This is a genomic window from Methylorubrum sp. POS3 (assembly GCF_043352485.1).
GTDB classification, from domain to species: Bacteria; Pseudomonadota; Alphaproteobacteria; order Rhizobiales; family Beijerinckiaceae; genus Methylobacterium; species Methylobacterium suomiense.
This window is the reverse complement of the sequence record NZ_JAPRBT010000001.1, coordinates 3,603,838-3,624,203: the sequence shown is the minus strand read 5'-3', so window position 1 is coordinate 3,624,203 and position 20,366 is coordinate 3,603,838. Positions and strand designations below refer to the sequence as shown.

The 20,366-nt window shown below is 71.9% G+C and carries 22 protein-coding genes and 1 pseudogene; 9 read left to right on the top strand and 14 right to left on the bottom strand.

All coding sequences use genetic code 11. The annotated features are described in order from the left end of the window. Positions 1 to 71: 71 nt before the first annotated feature. On the bottom strand, positions 72 to 566 hold the full coding sequence (locus OWC43_RS16765) for a DUF427 domain-containing protein (protein ID WP_393957494.1): 495 nt from the start codon (positions 564 to 566) through the stop codon (positions 72 to 74). A gap of 86 nt (positions 567 to 652) precedes the next feature. Here OWC43_RS16765 and otsB point away from each other — a divergent pair, with 86 nt between their 5' ends. The 5 genes from otsB (at position 653) to OWC43_RS16740 (ending at position 7,679) form a co-directional block, all read left to right on the top strand. After that, positions 653 to 1,408 carry a trehalose-phosphatase gene (otsB, locus tag OWC43_RS16760; RefSeq protein ID WP_393957493.1) on the top strand — a complete coding sequence of 252 codons (756 nt, stop codon included), beginning with the start codon at positions 653 to 655 and terminating at the stop codon, positions 1,406 to 1,408. 75 nt (positions 1,409 to 1,483) lie between these two features. Further along, positions 1,484 to 2,485, top strand: coding sequence for a glucokinase (locus tag OWC43_RS16755; RefSeq protein WP_393957492.1), 1,002 nt, complete (start codon positions 1,484 to 1,486; stop codon positions 2,483 to 2,485). A 165-nt stretch (positions 2,486 to 2,650) separates the two neighbouring features. Continuing rightward, on the top strand, positions 2,651 to 3,547 hold the full coding sequence (locus OWC43_RS16750; protein ID WP_137831825.1) for a DUF3108 domain-containing protein: 897 nt from the start codon (positions 2,651 to 2,653) through the stop codon (positions 3,545 to 3,547). 447 nt (positions 3,548 to 3,994) lie between these two features. Then, on the top strand, positions 3,995 to 7,363 hold the full coding sequence (locus OWC43_RS16745; RefSeq protein ID WP_393957491.1) for a helicase-related protein: 3,369 nt from the start codon (positions 3,995 to 3,997) through the stop codon (positions 7,361 to 7,363). Positions 7,364 to 7,397: 34 nt separating this feature from the next. Then, positions 7,398 to 7,679, top strand: a complete 282-nt coding sequence (locus OWC43_RS16740; protein ID WP_393957489.1) for an RNA-binding S4 domain-containing protein — start codon at positions 7,398 to 7,400, stop codon at positions 7,677 to 7,679. 323 nt (positions 7,680 to 8,002) lie between these two features. Here the strand turns inward: OWC43_RS16740 and OWC43_RS16735 are convergent. The 6 genes and pseudogenes from OWC43_RS16735 to OWC43_RS16710 all read right to left on the bottom strand — a co-directional run. Next, positions 8,003 to 8,635, bottom strand: a pseudogene (locus OWC43_RS16735) (1-deoxy-D-xylulose-5-phosphate synthase N-terminal domain-containing protein); the annotation flags it as partial. An 89-nt stretch (positions 8,636 to 8,724) separates the two neighbouring features. Then, positions 8,725 to 8,991 carry an exodeoxyribonuclease VII small subunit gene (locus OWC43_RS16730; protein ID WP_137831701.1) on the bottom strand — a complete coding sequence of 89 codons (267 nt, stop codon included), beginning with the start codon at positions 8,989 to 8,991 and terminating at the stop codon, positions 8,725 to 8,727. Positions 8,992 to 9,225: 234 nt separating this feature from the next. Beyond that, complete coding sequence (locus OWC43_RS16725; protein ID WP_393957488.1) at positions 9,226 to 9,807, bottom strand: tyrosine phosphatase family protein; 582 nt, start codon at positions 9,805 to 9,807, stop codon at positions 9,226 to 9,228. 5 nt (positions 9,808 to 9,812) lie between these two features. Next, on the bottom strand, positions 9,813 to 10,388 hold the full coding sequence (locus tag OWC43_RS16720; protein ID WP_393958575.1) for a hydrolase: 576 nt from the start codon (positions 10,386 to 10,388) through the stop codon (positions 9,813 to 9,815). Between the two features lie 44 nt (positions 10,389 to 10,432). Further along, the gene (locus OWC43_RS16715; RefSeq protein ID WP_393957487.1) at positions 10,433 to 11,062 is read right to left on the bottom strand and encodes a DNA-3-methyladenine glycosylase I; all 630 of its coding nucleotides are present in this window, start codon (positions 11,060 to 11,062) and stop codon (positions 10,433 to 10,435) included. Then, positions 11,059 to 11,916, bottom strand: a complete 858-nt coding sequence (locus tag OWC43_RS16710; protein ID WP_393957486.1) for a YgfZ/GcvT domain-containing protein — start codon at positions 11,914 to 11,916, stop codon at positions 11,059 to 11,061. The genes OWC43_RS16715 and OWC43_RS16710 overlap by 4 nt, the downstream gene beginning before the upstream one ends. Before the next feature lie 147 nt (positions 11,917 to 12,063). Between OWC43_RS16710 and OWC43_RS16705 the strand changes: the two genes are divergently transcribed. Further along, a complete protein-coding gene (locus tag OWC43_RS16705; protein ID WP_393957485.1) occupies positions 12,064 to 13,401 on the top strand; it encodes a dihydroorotase in 1,338 nt (445 codons plus the stop codon). Positions 13,402 to 13,413: 12 nt separating this feature from the next. On the opposite strand, the gene OWC43_RS16700 is transcribed toward OWC43_RS16705, so the two are convergent. The 6 genes from OWC43_RS16700 to OWC43_RS16675 form a co-directional block, all read right to left on the bottom strand. Continuing rightward, on the bottom strand, positions 13,414 to 13,626 hold the full coding sequence (locus tag OWC43_RS16700; protein WP_137831705.1) for a hypothetical protein: 213 nt from the start codon (positions 13,624 to 13,626) through the stop codon (positions 13,414 to 13,416). A gap of 266 nt (positions 13,627 to 13,892) precedes the next feature. Beyond that, positions 13,893 to 14,141: a hypothetical protein gene (locus tag OWC43_RS16695; protein WP_056238899.1), complete on the bottom strand. Its 249-nt coding sequence runs from the start codon at positions 14,139 to 14,141 to the stop codon at positions 13,893 to 13,895. 247 nt (positions 14,142 to 14,388) lie between these two features. Continuing rightward, positions 14,389 to 14,865, bottom strand: coding sequence for a TIGR02301 family protein (locus tag OWC43_RS16690; RefSeq protein WP_137831706.1), 477 nt, complete (start codon positions 14,863 to 14,865; stop codon positions 14,389 to 14,391). Continuing rightward, a complete protein-coding gene (locus OWC43_RS16685; RefSeq protein WP_171015613.1) occupies positions 14,862 to 15,344 on the bottom strand; it encodes an NUDIX hydrolase in 483 nt (160 codons plus the stop codon). Before OWC43_RS16685 ends, OWC43_RS16690 begins: the two co-directional genes overlap by 4 nt. Continuing rightward, positions 15,341 to 16,537: a hypothetical protein gene (locus tag OWC43_RS16680; protein WP_393957484.1), complete on the bottom strand. Its 1,197-nt coding sequence runs from the start codon at positions 16,535 to 16,537 to the stop codon at positions 15,341 to 15,343. The genes OWC43_RS16685 and OWC43_RS16680 overlap by 4 nt, the downstream gene beginning before the upstream one ends. Then, entirely contained in the window at positions 16,530 to 17,252 is a 723-nt protein-coding gene (locus tag OWC43_RS16675; protein WP_137831712.1) for an SDR family NAD(P)-dependent oxidoreductase, read from the bottom strand. Before OWC43_RS16675 ends, OWC43_RS16680 begins: the two co-directional genes overlap by 8 nt. Before the next feature lie 320 nt (positions 17,253 to 17,572). Between OWC43_RS16675 and OWC43_RS16670 the strand changes: the two genes are divergently transcribed. Further along, positions 17,573 to 17,956 (top strand): response regulator, encoded by a 384-nt coding sequence (locus OWC43_RS16670; protein WP_393957483.1) that lies wholly within the window; start codon positions 17,573 to 17,575, stop codon positions 17,954 to 17,956. Here OWC43_RS16670 and pdxH read toward each other — a convergent pair. Then, the gene (gene pdxH / locus OWC43_RS16665) at positions 17,947 to 18,591 is read right to left on the bottom strand and encodes a pyridoxamine 5'-phosphate oxidase (RefSeq protein WP_393957482.1); all 645 of its coding nucleotides are present in this window, start codon (positions 18,589 to 18,591) and stop codon (positions 17,947 to 17,949) included. The genes OWC43_RS16670 and pdxH overlap by 10 nt on opposite strands. An 89-nt stretch (positions 18,592 to 18,680) precedes the next feature. On the opposite strand from pdxH, the gene OWC43_RS16660 reads away from it, so the two are divergent. After that, complete coding sequence (locus OWC43_RS16660; RefSeq protein WP_137831709.1) at positions 18,681 to 19,178, top strand: RT0821/Lpp0805 family surface protein; 498 nt, start codon at positions 18,681 to 18,683, stop codon at positions 19,176 to 19,178. Positions 19,179 to 19,316: 138 nt separating this feature from the next. After that, a complete protein-coding gene (locus OWC43_RS16655; protein WP_238308602.1) occupies positions 19,317 to 20,258 on the top strand; it encodes a DnaJ C-terminal domain-containing protein in 942 nt (313 codons plus the stop codon). Positions 20,259 to 20,366 lie beyond the last annotated feature (108 nt).

The following is a 20,366-nucleotide window of genomic DNA, read 5'->3' as shown; positions in this document are numbered from 1 at the left end:
CGGGCTCCTCGCTCTCGCGTCTCCGGGGGCGGTGTAGCGGCCTCACGCCGAGCGGCGCCAGCCCGGATCCGTCACCATCCCATCGTACCGGGCCCGCCCTTGAACGGCCCGACGAGGCCGGGCGTGATCCAGCCGCCATAGAAGCCGCCGGGCTGCGGCTCGACCCGCTGGTCGCCGACGAGACAGGCATCCATCGGCCCGGCATAGAAGGCGACGTAGCCGGCGATGGGCCGGAAGCCCGGCGTCGGGTCCGGATAGGCCCAGGCCGCGCCCGGGGCCCGGCGTCCGCCGCCGGTCACGTCGAACAGAACCGCCCGCCCCTTCCACTCGCAGATTCCGGCCCGGCGCGGAGGCCCGAGCACCCCCTCGACGATGTCGGCGGGCGGAACGTAGTAGGTCGGCGGATGGCTCGTCTCGAGCACACGGAAGCCGGCCGTCGTCGCGGCGATAGTTTGCCCGCCCAGGATCACCGTCAACCGCTCGGGCACCGGCTCCAGCCGGGGCGGGCGGGGATAGTCCCAGACGCTTTCCTGCCCCGGGCCGGGGCGGACGGGGATGGGTCGCACGGGCGCCTCCGTCGGTGTCGTATCGCCGGTTTGTCGTCTCCGACGCTCATGCTAGCGCAGGATCACCCAGGGAGAAGGACGACGCCGTGAGCGACATTGCAGATTACGCCCTGTTCCTCGACTTCGACGGCACGCTGGTCGAGATCGCCCCGCGACCCGACGCGGTGACGGTCGATCCCGGACTCGTGCCGACGCTGGAGCGTCTGCGCACTAGGCTCGGTGGGGCGCTCGCCATCGTGACCGGGCGACCCGTGGCGGTGATCGACGATTTCCTGGCGCCCGCCCGGTTCGATGTGGCCGGCCTGCACGGGGTCGAGCGGCGGGTGGACGGCGTCGTCAGCGGCGGGCGACCCGAGGATCATCCGGCCCTGCGGGCGGGTGTCGAGCGGCTCCAGGCCGAGACCGCCCGCTACGAGGCGGTGCTGATCGAGGACAAGGGCGCCTCCGTCGCGGTCCATTGGCGCCTCGCCGCGCCGGCCGATGCCGAGGCTGCGGAAGCCATCGTCAAGGCGGTGGCGGCCGATCTCGGCAGCGCTTACCGGCTGCAGCTCGGCAAGGCGGTGGGCGAGATCGTGCCCGCCGACGCCACCAAGGGGCACGCCATCCGGGCCTTGATGGAGGCCGCCCCCTATGCCGGGCGCCGGGCGATGTTCCTGGGCGACGACCGCACCGACGAGATCGCCTTCGCCTCGGTCAACGAGGATGGCGGGATCAGCGTGCGGATCGGCGAGGGCGAGACGGTGGCGGCCCGCCGCCTCGCGACCCCCGCCGACGTGCGCGCGCTGCTCTCCGCCTGGGCCGAGGGCGGGGTGATCGATCCCGACGCCCTGCCGTCGGCCTGACCCGCTTGTCGACCGGCCCGCAGACCCTCTGTTAAGGTCGCCGCGGCAGAGCGCGGCGAGAGACGACGGAAAAGCATGTTCGAATTTCCGGTGCTGGTCGGTGATATCGGCGGGACGAATGCCCGCTTCGGCCTGATCGAGACGAAGGGCGCGGCCCCGCAGGTCCTCTCGCATGAGCCGACCGCGGGCCATGCCGACCCGAGCGCGGCGATCCGCGCCTCGCTGGGCAAGAGCGGAGCCCCGGCGCCCCGTTCGGCGATCCTCGCCATCGCGGGCCGGGTCGATGCCCCGGCGGTGCAGCTCACCAACGCCCATTGGGTGGTCGCGGGGGAGGCGGTCGGGCGGGATTTCGGCCTGTCCCGGGTCACGATCGTCAACGATTACGTGCCGGTAGCGGCGGGCGCCGCGGGCATCGCCCCCAACGACCTGACGACGATCGGGCCGGAGCGCGGTGACGCGCCGGGGCCGCGGGTGGTCCTCGGCCCCGGCACCGGTTTCGGGGCGGCGGCGCTCGTGCCCTACGAGGATCGCCTCGCCATCGTCTCGACGGAAGCCGGCCACACCGATCTCGGACCCGCCGACGAGGCGGAGGCCCGGATCTGGTCGGCGGTCGAGCGCACCGACGACCGCATCACGGTCGAGACCCTTCTCTCAGGCCCCGGCCTGTCGCGGCTCCACGCAGCGATCCGCGCGGTGCGGGCGGGCGGCGAAGGCCCCCTCTGCGACCCCGCCGAGATCACCCGCACCGGGCTTTCGGGCGAGGATCCGCATGCGCAGGAGGCGCTGCATCTGTTCTGCCATCTCCTGGGCCGCGTCTGCGGCGACCTCGCCCTCACCTTCCTGGCGACCGGGGGGGTCTATATCGGCGGCGGCATCGCGCCGCGGATCGTCCCGCTGCTGCGCGAGGGCGGCTTCCGGGAAGCGTTCGAGCGCAAGGCGCCCTTCGCGGCGCAGATGCGGGAGATCCCGACCAGCGTCATCACCGTGAAGGATCCCGCCTTCGGAGGCCTCGCCGCGCTGGCGAGCGAGGGCGGGCGCTTCGTCTATCACGGGCAGGTCTGGACCGCGGGCGGCTGAGGGCGGCGGTGCGGCCCGCGCACCGGCTTGCCCCCTGCCCCACCGGATCCTGGGGGCTGGCGCCGGCCCAACGGTCTGTTAACCATGGCAGCGCGATAACCTGCGCATCCCGTCGGCCTCGTCCCGAGGCGGGCCGGGAGCGTGGAACCGCCCAGAGTCCCGATCATGCGCGCCAAGCCCCTCGTCCGCGCCTCGTCCCTCCTCCTCGCCGCGGCTCTTGCCGTGCCGGCGGTCGGGGCACAGGCCGCACCGCGCTCGGCCAAGGCCCGGGCCGCGGCGGGCGTGACCATCGATTACAGCGTCAATCTCGCCGGCATTCCCATCGGCAACGCGCAGCTCACCGGAGCCTTCGACGGCCCGCGCTACCGCATGGATGTCTCGGCCGTGCTCACCGGCCTGGTCGGCGCGGTGACCGGCGGGCAGGGCTCGGCTCGCTCCAGCGGCACGCTGGCGACCGGTCCGCTGCCGAGCGCCTTCTCCATCGCCACCCGCACCAGCAATTCGGGCATCGCCGTGCGCATGGCGCTGGCGGGCGGCAATGTGACCCAGTCCGAGGTGACCCCGCCGCTCGTCGATACCGGCGACCGGGTGCCCGTCACCGCCGCCGCCAAGCGCGGCGTGGTCGATCCGGCGAGCGCGCTCGCCATGCCGGCCCGCACCAAGGGGGCGCTTCTCGACCCCGAGAACTGCAACCGGACCCTGCCGGTCTTCGACGGCGCGACCCGCTTCGACGTGGTGCTGAGCTACGGCGAGACCCGCGAGATTCAGAAGCCCGGCTACAGCGGGCCGGTGCTGGTCTGCAACGCCCGCTACGTCGCCATCGCCGGCCACCGGCCCGACCGGCCCGGTGTGAAGTTCATGGAAGAGAACCGCGACATGTCGGTCTGGCTCGCCCCCGTCGAGGCGGCGCGGGTGCTGGTGCCGATGCGGATCGCCGTGCGCACGACGCTGGGCACCAACATCATCGAGGCGACCCGCTGGACCCAGACCGGCACCAGCACCGCCCAGGGCGGCGACGTGACCCCCGCGACGGTTGCGGAGGCGAGCCTCTCGGGCCGCTGAGGGGCGTCTCAAAAGGTGGTGAAGAGGCCGCGAAGGGGGCGGCGCCCATGATCGCGTTCCCCTCCCCGCCTCGACTATGCGCCGCTTTCTTCGTGTGCCTCGTCGCGTCCGCGGCGCGGGCAGAGCCCCTCGGGGCCGGCCTCGATTGCGGCCCCGACGCGTTCTCCTCCGCCGAACTCGTCGAGCGTCGTCCGCCCCGCCGCGGGCCGTTGACGGCGATGCCGCAGACGCTGTGCAGCGAGCTGGCTCCGCAGGTGCCCCCGGCGCAGATCGACATCCATCTCTATCCGGGACTTGGTTCAGGATCTGGCGCAAGACTGGGAAGCCCGGTTGGCAGGCCGGGCCCCGGCGACCCATATGAAGGGGGCCGCCGCGGCCACTTTCCGCGCCCGTAGCGGTTCTCCCGCCTCTCCGACGGCTCCGGGCCGTAGGGAACGTCCCCGCCGAATGACGCTCCGCACCCTTTCCCGCGAGTCCCGCGCGCGCGGCGTGACGGCGGTCCTCGGGCCCACCAACACGGGCAAGACGCACCTCTCCATCGAGCGGATGCTCCAGCATCCCACCGGCATGATCGGTCTGCCGCTGCGGCTCCTCGCCCGCGAGGTCTACCTGCGCGTCGTGGCGAAGGTCGGCGTCGAGAACGTCGCCCTCGTCACCGGCGAGGAGAAGATCAAGCCGGACCGGCCGCGCTACTGGATCTGCACCATCGAGGCGATGCCGCGCGACCTCGAGGTCGCCTTCGTGGCGATCGACGAGATCCAGCTTGCCGCCGACATGGATCGCGGCCACGTCTTCACCGACCGCCTGCTCTACCGGCGCGGCCGCGAGGAGACGCTGCTGATCGGCTCCTCGACCATGCTGCCGCTGGTGCAGTCGCTGATCCCGGGCGTGCAGACGACCACGCGGCCCCGCCTCTCCCAGCTGACCTTCGCGGGCGAGAAGAAGATCTCGCGGCTGCCGCACCGCACCGCCATCGTGGCCTTCTCGGCCGAGGAGGTCTACGCCATCGCCGAGTTGATCCGGCGCCAGCGCGGCGGCGCGGCGGTGGTGCTCGGCGCGCTCTCGCCCCGCACCCGCAACGCCCAGGTCGAGCTCTACCAGTCGGGCGACGTCGATTATCTGGTGGCCACCGACGCGGTCGGGATGGGCCTCAATCTCGACGTCGATCACGTGGCCTTCGCGGCCAACTGGAAATACGACGGCAGCCGCTTCCGCAAGCTGACGCCGGCCGAGATGGGCCAGATCGCGGGCCGCGCCGGGCGCCACACCTCCGACGGCACCTTCGGCTCGACCGGGCGCTGTCCGCCCTTCGAGCCGGAGATGGTCGAGGCTCTGGAGACGCACGATTTCGAGCCCCTGCGCATCCTGCAATGGCGCAACCCCGACCTCGACTTCGGCTCGCTGGAGGCCTTGCAGGCCAGCCTCGACGTGCATCCGCAGGAGCAGGGCCTGACCCGCGCCCCCATGGGCGAGGATCAGCAGGCATTCGAGATCCTGATGCGCGAGGACGACATTCGCGACATGGCCAAGGGGCCCGCGGCGGTGCGACGCCTGTGGGATGCCTGCGGCCTGCCGGACTACCGCAAGGTCCATCCGCAGACCCATGCCGACCTCGTCGCCCAGCTCTACCGCTTCCTGATGCGGGGCATGGCGGGGCGCATCCCCAACGATTGGTTCGCCCGGCAGGTGGCGATGATCGACCGCACCGACGGCGACATCGATGCCCTGTCGCAGCGCATCGCGCAGGGACGCACCTGGACCTTCGTGGCGAATCGCCCCGACTGGTTGCTCGATCCTCTGCATTGGCAGGGCGAGACGCGTCGGGTAGAGGACAGGCTGTCCGACGCCCTGCACGAGCGCCTTGCAAGCCGCTTCGTCGACAGGCGCACCAGCGTCCTGATGCGGCGCCTGAGAGAGAAGACGATGCTGGAAGCCGAAATCACCTCCGGCGGTGACGTCACCGTCGAAGGTCAACATGTGGGCCGTTTGCACGGCTTCCAATTCGTGCCGGACCCTCAGGCCGAGGGGCACGAGGCCAAGACCCTGCGCTCGGCCGCCGACAAGGCGCTCGCGGGCGAGATCGAGGCGCGGGCCGACCGCTTCGCCTCGGCGGCCGATTCGGCCCTCGTGCTGTCGCATGACGGCGTGATCCGCTGGACCGGCGACCCGGTCGCCAAGCTCACGCCCGGCGACAAGCTGTTCGAGCCGGGCCTGCGGCTGATCGCCGACGACAGCCTCGCCGGCCCGTCGCGGGAGAAGGTCGAGACACGGCTGAGCGCGTGGCTGCGCGCCCACGTGGTGCGCCTGCTCGGTCCGCTGATGGAGATCGAGAGCGCCGCCGATCTGACCGGGCTCGCCCGCGGCATCGGTTATCAGGTGGTCGAGGCCCTGGGCGTGCTGGAGCGCGCCAAGGTCGCCCACGAGATGCGCAGCCTCGATCAGGACGGGCGCGCCAATCTCCGCCGCCACGGGGTGCGCTTCGGCGCCTACCACATCTTCCTGCCAGCCCTGCTGAAGCCCGCGCCGCGCACCCTCGCCGCCCAGCTCTGGGCCCTCAAGAGCGGCGGCCTCGACCAGCCGGGGCTCGACGAGATCGCCCATCTGGCCGGCTCCGGCCGCACCTCGATCAAGGTCGATCCGGCGATCGCCAAGGGCCTCTACCGCGCGGCCGGTTTCCGCGTCTGCGGCGAGCGCGCGGTGCGCGTCGACATCCTCGAGCGCTTGGCCGACCTCATCCGCCCGGCCATCGCCTATCGGCCCGGCACCACCGTCGGCGAGCCGCCGGCCGGGACGGCGGATGGCGACGGCTTCGTCGCGACCGTCAACATGACCTCGCTGGTCGGCTGCTCGGGCGAGGATTTCGCCTCGATCCTGAAGTCGCTCGGCTACGTCGCCCAGGCGCGCCCCGGCCCGGCCATCACCGTGCCGCTGATCGCCGCTGCCCCGACCGTCCCGGCGGCCCGCCCAGCCGAGGCCGCGCCGCAGGAGACGGTCGCCGACGAGTCGATTTCGGGCGAGGCCGACGCCCCGCAGCCCGAGTCGTCCGATCAGGACGGTGAAGCGAGCGAGGCCGAGGCGGCACCCGCCCCGGCGGCCTCCGAAACCCCGTCTTCCGAGACCCAGGCCGAGGAGCCGGCATCCGAGACTTCGGTGGACGCCCCGGAGGAGCCGGTGGCGGCTCCGGCCGAGGAGAGCGCCGAGCCGGCCGCAGCGGCGCCGAGCGCGGAAACGGCCTCGCGCGAAGACACCGCACCCATGCCGGCCGAGACCGCGCAGGCCGTCGAGGCCGCCGCCGTGACCGGCGAGGTTGAGGCGGTCGATGCCGCCGATTCCTCGGTGCCGGCCGACGATGCCGCCCCCGTGGCGGACACGGACGCCGCGCCGGCCGAGCCCGAGACCATCGAGGTCTGGCATCTGCACCGTCCGCAGCGCCATTCCGGCCCCCGCCACGGCCGTGGCCAGGGGCGCCAGGACGGCCGGCAAGAGAGTCGCGAAGGGGCACGTGAAGGCGGCCACCGGGATGGACGTCCGGGCGAGGGCCAGGGTCCGCGCCGTCCCCGCGAGGATCGGCCCGAGGGCGGTCGTCCGCCCCGGCCCGAAGCCAGGGGCGAAGGCCGTGGCGAGAACCGCGGCGAGGGGCAGGGCCCGCGCCGCGACGGCGGCCCCCGCAACCGGCCCGACCGCCGCGACGACAACCGCCGCCCGCCCCAGGAGCAGCGCCCGCCCCGCCGCGAGCGCCAGCCCGATCCCGATTCGCCCTTCGCGGCGCTCGCCGCCCTGAAGGCGAAGCTCGAATCGGACGGGGGCAAGCGCTGAGGGCCGCCCGGCCCCAGAGACGTCCCCTCGCGGCATGAGCGAGGGGCGTCAGCGCCTCGACAAGTGGCTGTGGTTCGCGCGCTTCGCCCGGACCCGGTCGATGGCGGCCCGGCTCGTCGCCGACGGACATGTCCGGGTCAACGGCACGCGGGCCCAGGCTCCCGCCAAGGCGCTCCATCTCGGCGACGTGCTGACGGTGGCCGCCCCTCACGGTACGATGCTGGTCCGCATCCTCGACCTCGGCGAGCGCCGCGGCGGCGCGCCGGAGGCGCAGCGGCTCTACGAGACGGTCGGCACTCCCGATCCCGGATCCTGACCCTTCCCGGCATCCCCCCAGAACGAGCGGCAGCACCGAAGGCCCGAGCGCGAAGAGCGGCCCGGCGACAGCCGAGGCGTCGAGCGGTGCGAGCGCTCAAGGGAGCAGCGGATGCGGTCGCGGACGCCTGTGGCCAAATCGACCGGACCGATCGTCAAGCAATCGCTTGATCATCGTCGCGCGAGCCTCTAAGCGGTCGGCGCCTTTACGTCCGGCATTGGCCGGCGTGTCCGGGATAGGAATGCACGATGGGCAAGGAAAAGTTCAGCCGCACGAAGCCGCACTGCAACATCGGCACGATCGGTCACGTCGATCACGGCAAGACCCGAGGCGAGCCGGGCGAGATAGGCCGACATCGCGCCGACGGGGGGCGCGATCGACATGTCGTTGTCGTTGAGGATGACGATGAGGCGCGAATGCAGCGCGCCGGCATTGTTCATCGCCTCGTAGGCCATGCCCGCCGACATCGAGCCGTCGCCGATCACCGCCACCATGTTGCGGCGCCGGCCCGGCTCGGCCCCCGTCGCCCTGGCCTCGGCCTCGGCGAGGTCGCGCGCGACCGCCATGCCGAGCGCGGCCGAGATCGAGGTCGAGGAATGGGCCGCGCCGAACGGGTCGTACTCGCTCTCCGAGCGCTTGGTGAAGCCCGACAGGCCGCCACCCTGGCGCAGGGTGCGGATGCGGTCGCGCCGTCCGGTGAGGATCTTGTGCGGGTAGCATTGGTGGCCGACGTCCCAGACGATGCGGTCGTCGGGGGTGTCGAACACGTGGTGCAGCGCCACCGTCAGCTCGACCACGCCGAGCCCCGAGCCGAGATGGCCGCCGGTGACCGACACCGCGTCGATCATCTCGGCGCGCACCGCGTCCGCCACCTTCTGCAACTCGCTCTCCGGCAGGAGCCGCAGCCGGTCGGGCGTCTCAAGACCCTCGAGGATCGTCGTGTCCGCTAGTGCCACCGGAGCAGCCTCATGCCCGAAGTGAGAAACAGCGCGCGAACCGTCGCGCGCGATGGGGGTCTTCGTTTTGTGTCAAATGCATCCGCCGCTCAGTCGATATCGAGCGGCGCGGTCCCGGCGGCCCGGCCGTCCGGCCCGATCGCGATGGTCTGGATGCGAGCCTCGGCCCGCTTCAGCAGCGCCTCGCAATGGCGCTTGAGCGCCTCGCCGCGCTCGTAGATCGCCACGGATTCGTCGAGGGGCACGTCGCCGCGTTCGAGCCGGCGCACGATCTCTTCGAGCTGCTCCATCGCCCGCTCGAACGGAAGATCGTCCGGCAGCGCCTCCGCGGGCGCGGCAGGTCGTTGAGCGTTCATCCCGATGTCCCCGGCCGATCCCCCCGTTGCGCGGGTTATGACGGTCCGGCACGGGTCGCACAAGCCCGGATGGATTGCGTGCGACCGATCCAGGGCCACGTTGATGCGAGCGGATAAAGGAGGTCGAAGCCCTCGATGCCGATGAAAGACGCGCGCGGGGCAGCGTCAGCCGAGGCTATTCGGGCATCGGCGGCGCCCCGGAACCGTCTCCAAAACCGATCGCATCGGGACGGGTCACTCTTGTCGTGTCGCCCCTTCTTGCGGCGAACCGGCGTTCTTCGGTGGGAATGCGCCCTCATCCAGCACGAACCGGAAGGGCGTGCCCTCGAACGCCTCGGCGCCCCGGCCGATCGCGGCGATGCCGGCACTCATGCGGCCGTCCCGCCCGAGCAGACGGTCGGCGATCGCGATGAACAGGCGGTTCGGCGTGGCGCTCGGGGCGAGCCGGCGCAAAGCCTGGGCGAGTTCCGCCGCGTCCCGCTCCGGGGCGAGCGCGCAGGCCACCGCGTAGGCGGCGGCCGTCGAACGGCTGATGCCGGCATAGCAGTGCAGGACCAGCGGGTGCCGCCGGTCCCAGGCCGACGCAAAATCGAGGACGGCCCGCACATGCGCCTCGCCCGGCGGCAGGTGGCCCTCCATCGGGGCGACGATGTCGCTGAACCCGACCCGCAGGTGATGCTCCGGGGCGATCCCCGCCGGACGCTCGATGGCAAGCCCCGGGCTCCCGAGCGTCGCCAGGGTGACGAGGTGGCGGGCGCCGCTCGCCGCGAGCGTCTCGGGCAGCCGGGACAGCGGGCAGACATAGAGGCAGGGCATGACGGTCAGAGGCTCGCCTGAAGCGCGCCGAGGCGGGCGAGATAGGTCGCCTCGGCCTCCGCGGTCGGGCGGGGGGTGAGCAGCGCCTCGATCTCCGGCATCGCCGTATCGGAGAAGGCCGGGGGCCGCCCGAAAATCTGGTCGGCCTCGATCAGGGAGAAGCCCGCGAGCCGGGTCGCCTCCCAATAGGCCGCGACTCGGTCGGCGCGCTTGACGAGGCGGGCGAGGGCGGGACTTGGCGCGGACAGGCCGATGCGCTGGCGGATCGCCGCGAGCAGGCGCCGCTCGACGGTGCGATAGGCGTCGCCGATGGCGTTCTTGAGCGGCGAGATGATGTCGCCGATCACGTATTCGGGGGCGTCGTGCAGCAGCAATTCCAGCCGCTCCGGCGGGCTCAGCCCGGGAGCGAGGGCGTTGCCGATGGCCTCGACGAGCAGCGAGTGCTGGGCGACCGAGAACACGTGCGGCCCCGCGGTCTGGCCGTTCCAGCGGGCCACCCGGGCGAGGCCGTGGGCGATGTCGGCGATCTCGATATCGAGGGCGGAGGGATCGAGCAGGTCGAGCCGCCGGCCCGACAGCATCCGCTGCCAGGCGCGCGGTTTCTTGGGCGTTCGCGTCGGCGCGTTCACGGGCGGGGGCGCTCGCCGAGGGCGGCGCAGACGGCGTGGCGATGACAGCCGACGAGATGGTCGTTGACCATGCCGACCGCCTGCATGAAGGCGTGGACGATGGTGGGGCCGACGAAGGTGAAGCCCTTCTGCTTCAGGGCCTTGCCCATTTTTTTCGAGACTTCGGTCTCGGTCGCGATGTCTGCGCGGGTCTTCGGATTCGTCTGGATCGGTCGGCCGTCGCAGAAATCCCAGAGGAAGCGGGAGAATCCGGGTCCGGCCTCTTCGATGGCGAGCCACGCCTGGGCCCCGGCAATGGCGCCGCGGATCTTGGCGCGGTTGCGGATGATGCCGGCATCGCCCATCAGCCGCTCGACATCGGCCTCGGTGAAGCGGGCGACGCGCTCCGGCTCGAATCCCGCGAAGGCGCGGCGAAACCCCTCGCGGCGGCGCAGGATGGTGATCCAGGACAGGCCGGCCTGGAACCCGTCGAGGATCAGCTTCTCGTAGAGGGCGCGGGAATCGTCTTCCGGCACGCCCCACTCGGTGTCGTGATAGGTGACGTAGATCGGGTCGAGCCCCGGCCACCAGCAGCGCGGGCAGCCGTCGGGATGGGTCGTGATCAGGCCGTCGGGCGCCGTGCTCATCCGGCGGCGGCCGTGTCGGCGGGGAAGGCGAAGGTCGCGAAGGCGGGCTTCTCCACGCCCGCGATGCGGCCGTCGGCCCGCACCGGCTCGCCGGCGGCCAGCGCATCGCCGAGGCGGTCGAGGCGGATCGTGGCGAGCCCCCGCCCGCCCGCCATGCTGCCGGTCACCCCGAGGCTGCGGGCGCCCGCCACCACCTCGGTCCCCGGCGCCGGAGCCGCTCCCTCGGCGAAGACCAGGGGCACGATGCGGGTGCGGGCGGTGCCGCGATGCTGCATACGCGAGACCACCTCCTGGCCGACATAGCAGCCCTTCCGGAAGTCGACGCCGCCGAGCTGGTCCATCAGCGCCTCGTGCGGGAAGGCATCCATGAACGCGAAGTCGCGCCCGCCCTCCGGCACGCCGAGGCCGATGCGGTGGGCGTGGTAATCGTCCTCCGAGGCATCCGCCGAGAAGGCCCCCAGCGCGAAGTAGAGGCGCTCACCGAGCGCGGGCAGGCGCCTGTCGCGCATCCGGATCGTCTCGGCCGCCGTCTCCGCTCCGTTCCAGGCGGCGGCGACGCCGAGGGTCGGATCGGCGGCGATTCCCACCTTGGCGCGCAGGCGATAGAGCCCGAGCCGCTTGACGAGATCGGGCACCCGCTCGGCCGCGACATCCAGGCGAAAACCGCCCTCGCGGTCGCGCGACACGAGAAAATCGAACTGGATCTTGCCCTGCGGCGTCAGCAGGGCGCCGAGGCGCGCCTCGCCTTCGGGCAGAGACTCGACGTTGCAGGTGAGGATGCCCTGGAGGAAGGGGGTCGCGTCCGCGCCGGTGACGGTGACGACGGCGCGGTCCGGCAGCAGGGCGATCGGCATGGTCTCTCCTGAGGGCGACCGTTCGGGGCGGCGTTGCATGGTCTCGGCAGCTGACATAAGCCGCGCCTATCCCGGCCTCAATCGCCCGAGCCCCGAGTCGCGCCAAGAACGCCGAGCCAAGAACGGCCGAGCCAAGGAAGAGCCCCGATGGACACCCCCTTCGATCTCGTCCTCGCCGGCGGCACGCTGGTGAACCACGACGGCGCGCACCGCGCCGATCTCGGCATCCGCCAGGGCCGCGTCGCCGCCATCGGCGATCTCGCGAACGCGGCGGCGGCCGAGCGGCGCGATTGCCGCGGCCTGCACCTCCTGCCCGGCGTCATCGACAGCCAGGTGCATTTCCGCGAGCCCGGCCTCGATCACAAGGAAGACCTGGAGACGGGCTCGCGCGCCGCCGTGATGGGCGGCGTGACGACGGTGTTCGAGATGCCGAACACCAACCCGCAGACGACGACGGCGCAGGCGCTCGCCGACAAGGTCAGTCGCGCCCATCACCGGATGCATTGCGACTTCGCCTTCTGGGTCGGCGGCACCCACGAGAATGCCGACGAGGTCGCCGTCCTGGAACGGCTGCCGGGGGCGGCGGGCATCAAGGTCTTCATCGGCTCCTCCACCGGCTCGCTGCTGGTCGAGGACGATGCGGGCGTGCGCGCGATCCTGAAGAACATCCGCCGTCGCGCCGCCTTCCATTCCGAGGACGAGCCGATGCTGCGGGAGCGCAAGGGCCTGCGCGTGCCCGGCGATCCGGCCTCGCACCCGGTCTGGCGCTCGCCGGAGGTCGCCGTGAAGGCGACGGAGCGGCTGATCGCGCTGGCCCGCGAGACCGGGGCGCGCATCCACATCCTGCACATCTCGACGGCGGACGAGATGCCGATCCTGGGGGCCGCGAAGGACGTGGCGAGCGTCGAGGTGACGCCCCACCACCTGACGATCGACGGGGGCGAGGCCTATGCCCGCCTCGGCACCCTGGTGCAGATGAACCCGCCGGTGCGCGACGCCGCCCATCGCGAGGGGATCTGGCAGGGTCTGACCTCCGGAATCGTCGACGTGCTCGGCTCCGACCACGCGCCGCATACCCTCGAGGAAAAGGCCAAGCCCTATCCCGACTCGCCCTCCGGCATGACCGGCGTGCAGACGCTGGTGCCGATCATGCTCGACCACGTGGCGGCGGGCCGGCTCTCCCTCGCCCGCCTCGTCGATCTGACGAGCGCCGGGCCGAAGCGGCTGTTCGGCATCGCCCGCAAGGGGCGGCTCGCCCTCGGCTACGATGCCGACGTCACGGTGGTGGATCTGAAGCGCCGCGAGACGATCCGCAACGAATGGATCGCCTCGAAATGCGGCTGGACCCCCTATGACGGGCTCACCGTCACCGGCTGGCCGGTGGGCACCGTGGTGCGCGGCGTGCCGGTGATGTGGCAGGGCGAGCTGGTGACCCCGTCGCGGGGCGAGGCGGTGCTGTTCGAGGAGGCCCTGCCGACCGGGTGAGGGCGGCGGGCCCTATTGCGGTTGTGCCCAGATGAGGTGCAGGCCGTTGCGGCTGCGGAACCAATGGGTCATCGGCGGCAGGTCGCAGCCATGCTCCTCGAAGACGCCCGCGAGGCTCCGCACCAGCTTGCCCGCCAAGCGCTGTCCTTCGATATCGGTTGCCAAGATCTGGGAGGGATGAACGACTTCCGGGTCGATTCGACGATACTTGATCGCAAAACGCATCACGCGAACCCTACATGCAGTTGGCGAAAGCCATGGAAGACATATCGCTACAATTGCACGACACAACGTCTCGCTGCATACAGAAAATGAGAAACATCGTTTTCGTCCGAAGACGAAAGAATTATCGGCAAAATTTTTTGTATTAACTTGTTGTTGATTTGATCTTTATCGGCATCCGGACCGCTCTGATCGGAAAGCGATGGCCGGCGGATCAAAGGGCGACCCCGGTTGCGCGAATACGCATCACCGGGGCGCTGTGATCTTCGTCAATGTTGCAGAGTCGTCGTGAAGCCGCCGCCGCGAATGCGCTCGGGCAGGGTCTCGGCGTAGCGGGCGGTGGCGTCCTCGCCATAGGTGGCGACGAGCTCTTGGAAGGCGGCGAACAGGGCGGCCTGGGCCATGCAATCGCCGTCGATTCCGTCGAGGCAGCCCTCGGCGAAAGCCTCGGTCACGAGGCCCAGCGCGGCGCGCTTGCTCTCCGGATCGGATTCGAACGGAGCGGGGTCATGGATCATGGCGCAGTCTTCAATTCCCGGCCGACATGATGCCGGCAAGACATCGACACGATACGGCGTCGCGGACGGGCCGGAAAGCAGGGAATTGCGGAGAGGTTAACGCGGACGCTCGATTGCGAAGGTTTTTCGTAAGGGCTCGGGCCTGTGGCACAGGGGTCACAGAGCGCCTCGGACATCCGCCGGGCCGGGGGCGGGTGAGGGGAGGGATCGCCGTCGTGCGGGGACGGCGCCGGATCGGCAGCGGCGCTCAGCCGCCGAAGCGGCCGGCGATGGCGTGGGAGAGGCGCTCGCCCTCGGCGAGGTAGCGCCGGGCGGCCTCGCCCGCGGCCGGCGTGCAGATCCGATAGGTCAGGCTGTAGCCGCGAAACCCGCGATTATAGGCGCCGGCCAACCGGTCGCGCCGCGCCGGCGTGACGCCCTCGGTGTCGAGGATCGCCTTCATGCGGCTCGGCCATTCGGCGGCATCGGGGGCGGCGCAGAGATTGCGCAGGAAGGCGAGTGCCCCGACGATCTCGGACAGCCGCAGCAGATCCCGATCGTAGGGCGCGGGCGGCGGCTCGGCCGGGGGCGGGGGCTCCTTCTCCTTCTCGGCCGGCTTGGCCGGTGCGCGGGCGGACCCGCCGCGCTGCTGGGCGAGCGCGTCGGAGGCGACCGTGAGGGGGCCGGGCGCGAAGGCGCCGAACGCCAGAAGCGCGGCCAGAACAAACCTCGCCGGCCCTCTCATGCCGTCTCCTCTCCCGACGGGGATACGCGCGCGAACGCCTCGCGCAGGGTGTCGATCAATCCCGGCGTGGTCGCGAGGCCCTCGACCTCGTCGAGCCGGGCCCAGCGCACGGCGAGCGCCTCCGGCCCCGGCGCCGGCTCCACCGCGCGCCACCGGGCGGCGTGAGGATGGATCACGTAATGATGGCGCAGGCGGTCGTCCTCGTCGCGCAGGAGGATCTCGGTCGGCGTCAGGCTCGCGCCCACCACCTCGGCGCAACTGCCGACCTCCTCCTCCAGTTCGCGCAGGGCGGCCTCCGCGAGGCGCTCGCCCGCCTCGACGAGCCCCCCGGGCAGGGTCCAGACGCCGCGCATCGGCTCGTTGGCGCGCTGCGCCAGCAGGACGCGCCCATCCCGGATCACCGCGATGGAGACGCCGATCAGGGGGCGGGCCGGAAACAGGCGACCGTCATCGGCGGGCACGCCGGCATCCGCGCTCACGGCGTCACCCGCGCCGTGGCGAGGCGTCCGTCGGCGAGGCCGACGAGGATCGTCCAGGGGCCGGATCCCGCACCGAGCACCGCCACGCCGAAGGCGGCCGGGGCGGGGAGCGGCAGCCGCAGCCGCTCGGTCGGGGCCCCGCCCTTGAGCGAGAGCAGGGCGAGCGCGGTGCGGCCCGCCAGCGGCAGGACCAGCGACGGGGCGGGGTCCGCCGGCAGCACGGCAGCGAGATCCCCCGCCTCGCCGAGCCCCGGCCCGGCATAGCCCGGCCACGCGCCCGCGAGAGTCAGGGCGCCTCCGGCATAGCGCCAGAGCTGAAGCACGCCCTCGCCGTCGGGCGCCCGCAGGGCGGCAATCTCGGACGCGCCCGTCCCGGAAAAGGCCGCGATGCCGGCAAGGCTCAGCGGCGCGCCGTCGGGCTTGCCGCCCGCTTGCGGCGGCGTCCGCGCCGACAGGCTCCAAACCGCGCTCTTGCCCGCGCCTTTGGCCGCGCCTTGGGCTGCTCCTTGGGCCGCATCCCCTTCGGAATTCTTCATCGCTACGGCGAGACTCGATCCCGCCGTGCCCTGGGCCGTCACGGCGATCACCGCCGGCCGGCCGTCGAGGGTGGCGATGCGCGGGCTGCGGCCGGCGAAGACCTGGTCCGGCCCCGGCGTCAGCGTCTGGGTCGTCACCGGCACGGGTTTCGGCTCGGCGGTGACGCCCAGCGGTTGGCGCTCGCGGATGGTCAGGCCCGCCGCCTGGCCGGGCGCGCCGCCGAGTGCCCGGGTCGGGCCGGTGAGATAGGCGCTGAGGGGGCCGAGCTGCGCTTGGCGCGAGCCCGGCACCGCCCCGCGGGGCGTCTCGGCGGCGGCGAACCCCTCGATCGCCTCGGCGCCAACCAGGGTGGTGCGCAGGGTTCCGCCATCGAGGCTGATCACCGCGCCGCCGTCCTCGCCCCAGACCACGACGACCGGCACCGGCCCCTCGGCCGGCTTCGGCGCGCGCTTGGGGTCGGCGCCCGCGCTCGCGTGGGCGACGGGCAGGAGGCCGGAGGTCGCCACCGCCAGGGCCACCTCGCTGCCGGGGCCGCGCATCGCCGTCACGCGGAAGGGAAGGGCGAGGAGATCGACCTGCGGCGCGGCGGGCTCGGCGGCGGCGGGGAGGGCGGCGAGGCACAGCAGGGCGGCGAGGGCCGCCCGGCGGTCAGACATGCTGGCCGCCGTTGATGTGGAGTTCGGCGCCGTTCACGTAGGAGGAGGCCTCGGTGCAGAGGAAGTAGATCGCCTTGGCGACCTCGTCCGGGGTGCCGAGGCGCCTCTGGGGGATCTGCTCCACCAGCTTGTCGGTGCCGGGCGAGAGGATCGAGGTGTCGATCTCGCCCGGCGAGATCGCGTTGACCCGCACCCCGAGCGGCCCGAAATCCGCGGCCATCTCCCGCGTCAGCCCGGCAAGCGCCGATTTCGAGGTGCCGTAGGCCGCGCCCGCGAAGGGATGGACCCGCGACCCGGCGATGGAGGTGACGTTCACGATCGAGCCGCGGGCCCGCTTCAGCTCATCGCACAGCCCCCGCGCCAGCAGGATCGGCGCGAAGAAATTGACCTGGAACACGCGGGCCCAGTCGGCATATTCGGTGGCGAGGGCGCCGAGCCGCGCGCCGTCGGGGCCCTTCGGCGAGATGCCGGCATTGTTGACGAGCGCGTGCAGCAGCCCGCCCTCGGCGGCCAGCCGCTCGGCCACCTCCCGCACGCCGCGCACGGTGTCGGCGGCGTCGGCCAGATCGACCTGGAGATGATCCTCGGGTCCCATCTCCCAGGGGCAATTCTCGGGAAACGGGTGGCGCGAGCAGGTGATGACGCGCCAGCCCGCGGCGGAGAAGCGCTTCACCGTGGCGTGTCCGATCCCCCGGCTCGCGCCGGTGAGCAGCATCACCCGTCGACGTTCGTTGGATGAGGCCAAGTCTGGTCCCTCGCTACCCCGTTCGCGCGGCGGCGCGTGAGGGGCCTGTCCGCCCCCAGGTCTAAGCTGCGCGAGGGCGGAAATCCAGGGTCGACGCTGCAATGCGAAAGACCCCTCCGGGGCGGATCGGCCCAGGACGACCGGACGGGATTGCCCGGGTGTCATTCCGCGATCTGGGGGCGCGGAACGCGGATCGATGGGGGACGGATCGCCGTTAGGGCAGGTTGTCCGGCCGGGCGTTCCATGCGAGCGCGGAGCCGGGCGGGTCGCGAGCGGCGGGGACAGGAAGCTTGAGCGATGCGCTGCCCGGGCCGACCGTGCTCGTCGTCGAGGACGACACCGTCACGCGCTACGCCGCGGTGACGATGATCGGCGATGCCGGCTTCTCGACGCGCGAGGCCACCAACGGCAACGAGGCGATCCGCATCCTCGACCGGGAGGTGGGCATCCGGATCGTCGTCACCGATATCGACATGCCGCTCGGCATCGACGGCATCAAGCTCGCCGCCTGCATCCACCGGCGCTCGCCGCAGATCGGCATCATCATCACCTCGGGCAAGGTGAGGCCCAAGGACGGCGACGTGCCGTCCCAGGGCCGCTTCATCCGCAAGCCCTATACCGAGGACCAGCTGATCGGCGCGATCCGCGCCCTGCTGGACCCGCCTCAGGGATAGAGGCGCGCGCGGGTCCAGCCATCGCCGTCGCGGGTGAAGCGCACCCGATCGTGCAGGCGGTAATCGCCGTTCTGCCAGAACTCCATCCGCACCGGATCGAGGCGGAAGCCCCGCCAATGTTCGGGACGCGGCACGGGACCGTTCTCGTACTTCGCCGAGAGCTCCGCGACGGCGGCCATCAGGGTCGGACGGTCCGCGAGCGGGCGCGATTGCTGGCTGGCGAGGGCGCCGATGCGGCTGTCCCGGTGACGGCTGGCGAAATAGGCATCGGCCTCCGCTGGCGTCACCGGCGCGATCGACCCGCGGGCGCGGATCTGACGGCGCAGCGATTTCCAATGCAGCACGAGGGCGGCCTGCGGATTGGCTGCCAGCTGCTCGCCCTTGGCGGATTGGGCGTTGGTGTAGAACACGAAGCCGCGCCGGTCGAAGCCCTTGAGCAGCACCACCCGCACGTCGGGCAGGCCGTCCGCATCCGCGGTCGCGAGCGCCATGGCGTTGGCGTCCTCGGGCTCGGCGGCCTCGGCCTCCGCCATCCAGACCCGGAACAGGGCGAAGGGGTCTGACGACAACGTGAAGTCGCCTGAATCGACCCCGGCGCCCGCCGGCTCACCCTCTCTTAACCGATCGATGGCCATTTTCACCCCTGTGGCATCCGGGTCGGGGGGCACCGGCACGGGCATCACACCCTAGACGGACCCTTTAGTCTGCCTCGAGTTCAGGTGTAATGCGTCTGCGTCGGTGTAAAGAGCTCGTCCGGGATGTCCCGGCGGCGTTCGCGTGGGTGGCGACGGGTCTCGTCGTCGCGGCCTGCGCCGGATGCAGCGGACCGGTGCTGTCGTTCCAGACGAAGGAGGCGCCGGCGCCCGAGCCGCTGGTGACCGGCAGCATCGCCAAGCGGCCGACGCGCTTCGGCCCGGATCTCGGCGACGAGGATTGGCGCCGCGCCCACAGCGCCCTGACCACCGCCCTCGATCCGCAGGGCAACGGGCGTCCGGTGAAGTGGGACAACCCGGAAACCGCCATGCGCGGCTCGGTCAACCCGACCGGCCTGCCCTACGTGGCCGGCGACGAGATCTGCCGCGATTTCCTGGCGACGGTGGTGGCCGGAAACGACGGCGGGACGAGCGGCTCCGGCGGCAAGAGCCGCTTCCTGCGCGGCACCGGCTGCAAGCTCACCGGCGGCGAATGGGAACTGAAGCGGCTGCGCTCCGCCAAATCCTGAGCCGATCGGGCTGCGGGAGAATTTCCGCCGTCCGGTGAGGGCCTGGAGGGTGTTGCAGAACCGCAACGACCTTCCCACGTTGAAGCGAGGCGGCCAAGGCCGTATCCCTCGACGGTTGACCCCTTCAAAAGATCCCCGATGCGAAACCCCTACGAAGTGCTGGGCGTGCCGAAAGGCGCGAGCGAGGCCGAGGTCAAGAAGGCCTTCCGCAAGCTCGCCAAGGCCTACCACCCCGACAGCAACAAGGACCCGAAGGCCAAGGAGCGGTTCGCGGAGGCGAACACCGCCTACGAGATCCTCGGCGACAAGGACAAGCGCGGCCAGTTCGATCGCGGCGAGATCGACGGCGAGGGCAAGCCCCGCGCGTCCGGCTTCGAAGGCTTTTCCGGTTTCGGCGGCGGCGGCCGGGGCAGCGCCTTCGATTTCGAGGGCTTCACGCGCCGGAGCGGGGGCGGGGGCGGTGCGGGTCCCGGCGGTGTCGGCGAGGACTTTCTCAGCCACATCTTCGATCAGGCGTTCCGCGCGGGCGGCGCCGGTCCCGGCGCGGGCCGGGGCGGACCGGCCCGCGGCGAGGACGTCGCGGCCGAGCTCAGCGTGACCCTGGAGCAGATCGCGGGCGAGGAGAAGATGCGCATCGGCCTGCCCGGCGGGCGGGACGTCGACGTGATGGTCCCCAAGGGGGTCGTCGACGGGCAGACCATCCGGCTCCGGGGCCTGGGCGGTCAGGCCGGCCCGCGCGGCGAGCCCGGGGACGCGCTGCTGACCATCCGCGTGCTGCCGCATCCGGTCTTCAAGGTGGAGGGCGCCGACCTGCGCGCCACCGTCGATCTGCCGCTGGAGGACGCGGTGCTGGGCGGGACCCTGCGGGTGCCGACGCTGACCGGCGCGGTCGAGATGAAGGTGCCGGCGATGACGAGCTCCGGACGCACCTTCCGCCTGCGCGGCAAGGGTCTGCCGAAGAAGGACGGCAGCCGCGGCGACCTCCTGGCGACCACCGCCGTGACCCTGCCGGCGGGCGAGGACGCGGCCCTGGCCGAATATGCCCGCCGCCGTCGCGAGGCGAAGGCGGGGACGGCGTAGGAGGCCGTCTCCGGCCAAGCCCCCCTCATTCTGAGGGGGGATGGGTGGGAGAAGCCGATCCAACGGCCTCTCTCCCGATGGTGACCTTCAGGCTTTCCCCTCCGGCGG